2 protein-coding genes are annotated in these 3,052 nt (G+C 43.6%); both read right to left on the reverse strand.

The features are described 5' to 3' along the window. Positions 1-153 precede the first annotated feature (153 nt). Positions 154-1,857 carry a hypothetical protein gene (locus tag ACLFWI_RS28910; protein WP_446415797.1) on the reverse strand — a complete coding sequence of 568 codons (1,704 nt, stop codon included), beginning with the start codon at positions 1,855-1,857 and terminating at the stop codon, positions 154-156. Between the two features lie 2 nt (positions 1,858-1,859). After that, a partial coding sequence (locus tag ACLFWI_RS28915) for an RAMP superfamily protein (protein WP_446415798.1) occupies positions 1,860-3,052 on the reverse strand: 1,193 nt, incomplete at its 5' end.

Below are 3,052 nucleotides of genomic sequence, written 5' to 3' on the forward strand. Positions count from 1 at the left end.
TTAGTGGCAAAGCATCGCCAAGCAGCACAAGCAGTTGCTGCACGGTATCGTTAATCTGAAGTCTCCCTAGAATACCAGCCCAGTAATCGGTTCATCGAATTCAATAACTATTTAATCGGTAAAATAACTGACAATTTGCCAAGAGAAAATAAATTAATTATCGTAAGATAATTTAATCCGAATCCCATCCGCAACACCTTGCAACCTCTCCGCCAACTTCGGCTCAGTAAACGGCAAACCACACAGACGAATGGCGGCTATAAATTGCGGTTTCACCTCAGTCTGATACGCCTGGATAACCGATATATCCCTCTCTTGATTCCCTAATAAATACTTGACTACATCCTCCGGCTTCATTCCTTGCAAATTATGCATCAATTGGTTGCGGATATCATCATCATGTTCTCCCGCTTCGTTCTTCTGAATACATGACCAGTGCAATACCTTCCACGGCTGGAAATCTGACCGGAGATGACATAGCCATTTGAGCATAAATTCATTTTTGCCGATTTGGTTGGGTTGACGCTTGAATCGGCTGTCATCAATGGGAAACTGTAATTGCTTTAATGTCTCTAGCTTCAGCTTCTTAATCGTTTTATTCACTTCTTCCTTACTCGAACCCGATACAGACCAATAATGCTTCAAATCATCCGTAGAAACAAACTGTAACCCTCTCCTTAGCCATTGAATTAAATCCTCCGCCGGAAAACGTTGCTGAGTTCCATTAATCGATAACGAAACTGAACGCCCCTGAATTTCCATCGTAATCGCACACCGCAAAAACGTCTCTTGCGCCGCCGCCAATAGTGCAATTCCGGGCAGATAATTCTCTTGCTCAAATAATCGTTCAATCAACGCAATCCCATCAACAATTCGCGCCGTCGCTGCTTTAAGGTCAAATTCACTTGACTTATCCGCCAGGGAACGATTCAGATTGAAAAAATCCACCAGTTTTTCCAACTCAGCCACCACCGACGCCTCTAAACTTCCCTTAAGTTCTGCTAATTCTAACAAGTGTAACGCCGCACCAGGAGTTCCGGATTGAATTAATCCCTTCGCCTGTTGTACCTGAATTCCCCGCAGATATTGGGAATTGCTAATAATATTCGCTGGACGTTCTAGGTGATATTCATTACTGACTAAAAATTGTACCCGCTTGCCAAATCGGGCGAGACTCATAAACTGAACCGCAGAAGAAATAGCTGGGGTACTGGCTTGGTGACTGACATAAACCGTTTGACTCGTCGCCTGATTGGGGTTGACGGTAAAGGGGAGAGAATCTAACTCGTTTCGGACTAAATCGAGAACATAATCCCATTCATCTAATCCTGGATCATTAGAGTTCGGCGCTAGGTAAATCCATTCACAGGGGGTTTGGGGAAACTTATCCTCCCCCTGAAAATATCGGGCTAAAATGGGCTGTAATTTACGGGTATCTTGCCAATAGGGACAGGTGATTTGGCGCTGGGTGTGGTAATCGGAGAAAATCTGGGATTGATCGGTTAACAGGACGATAATTTTATCTAACTGATCTGTTTCTGCTTTTAACTGTTCCACAAATGTATCCAACAGTGGAAAGGTTAAATACGACCAAATCTGTTCCTGTATTTGGGAGGAATGATACTGATAAACCATTCCCAATACCCTCGGTTCGATTCGATAAGGCACAGTCTTATCTTTATAAATTTGCTTGGGTTCAAATTCAATATCATGGCATTCGTCGAGAATCTCATCCTCATACCAATTATTCCACACCTTATCACTGCGCTGGTTTTCCATTCGTCCCTTTTTCTTACTAATTTTGTCGCTGTCTAATTGCACATCACTACTGCCAATGGTAACTATCCAAATCGCCATAATTATTGTCCTCCCCACAGTAATTCAAATCCATCTGGCTTTTGCTGAAGAAACTCGACAAACTCCTGGAATTCCGGTGACTGATCCGGAAACAGGGTTAACAACTCAATAAACCGATTCGTCGATTTCCGTTGAAGTTTTCCCTCTTTCTTAATCCAGAGTAGTTTTGGCGGATACATTCGATGCCATAAGCGACCAATTTGACCCAGTTCTCCGGTTACCGATGTCCGCTTAATACTTTTGTCCGGTTCGCCGCGAAGAATACCTTGTTGATAAGGTTTATGTAACCAATCAATCGCCACACATTCATCCCGATTTTTTGCCAATCGTCCCCACACCTGGACGCGAGAGGGATGCCAGGATTCTCGCCAATTGGCATGATGATCAAGGTTGGGGGGATTTCCTTGTAATTCCATCCAGGTTTTCGCCGTGTCTAAGACAGAATTAATAAACTTGCTAACTTTAGTCGGATGCCAAATCCGAAAGGCATTTTTGCGGTCAATCTCTCCCGCCCATTGCCAATGACAACCAATTAACTTTTCATACTCATCATCGGGATAAAATAAGCGATGATCTGCCCGTCGCCAAGATTTACCAAATCCACCAAATACCATGGCAAACCAGATTAAATCCGTGACTAGGTTTTGTAAGGCGGCTTGTTGATCATCGGGGAGGGGGCGAGTTAATGACCAAATTATATCTCCTTCTACATTATAGGTGGGCTGTTCATACCCATTTTTACCAAACGTTCCTAACTGTAAATCCCCGGTTTTAAACCCTAATTTTAAGAGTCCCACGGTTCCATTTCCTCGCACGCCACCAAACAATTGTTCTACCAACGCTTCCGCTGTTTTGGCATTGGTTAAGCCCCCAAATAGGCGTAACGAATGACCCCGTAAACTGGCGCGAAAGATATTCGGACGAAATTCTCCGGTATCATCAATTAACTTAGCCGCTTGTCCTTGTCCCTTAACCCGAACCTGATATAAAATTAAAGTTGAATCTGTATCAATCTGCCCATATCCGGCACTAACTCGGGTTCCTAAACCCGTCGCGATCGCGTCGTGCCAAATCTGCCATATTTCTTGCCATTGTTCGGTCGATAAAGGTTTACTACTAGATATACCAAATCGTAAGGTTGGTTGCACCAGCGAGACTAACGCATAAGCACTTTCTCCGCTTAATTGATTCTTCC

It is taken from the genome of Coleofasciculus sp., from assembly GCF_046539235.1.
Lineage (GTDB): Bacteria > Cyanobacteriota > Cyanobacteriia > Cyanobacteriales > Coleofasciculaceae > Coleofasciculus.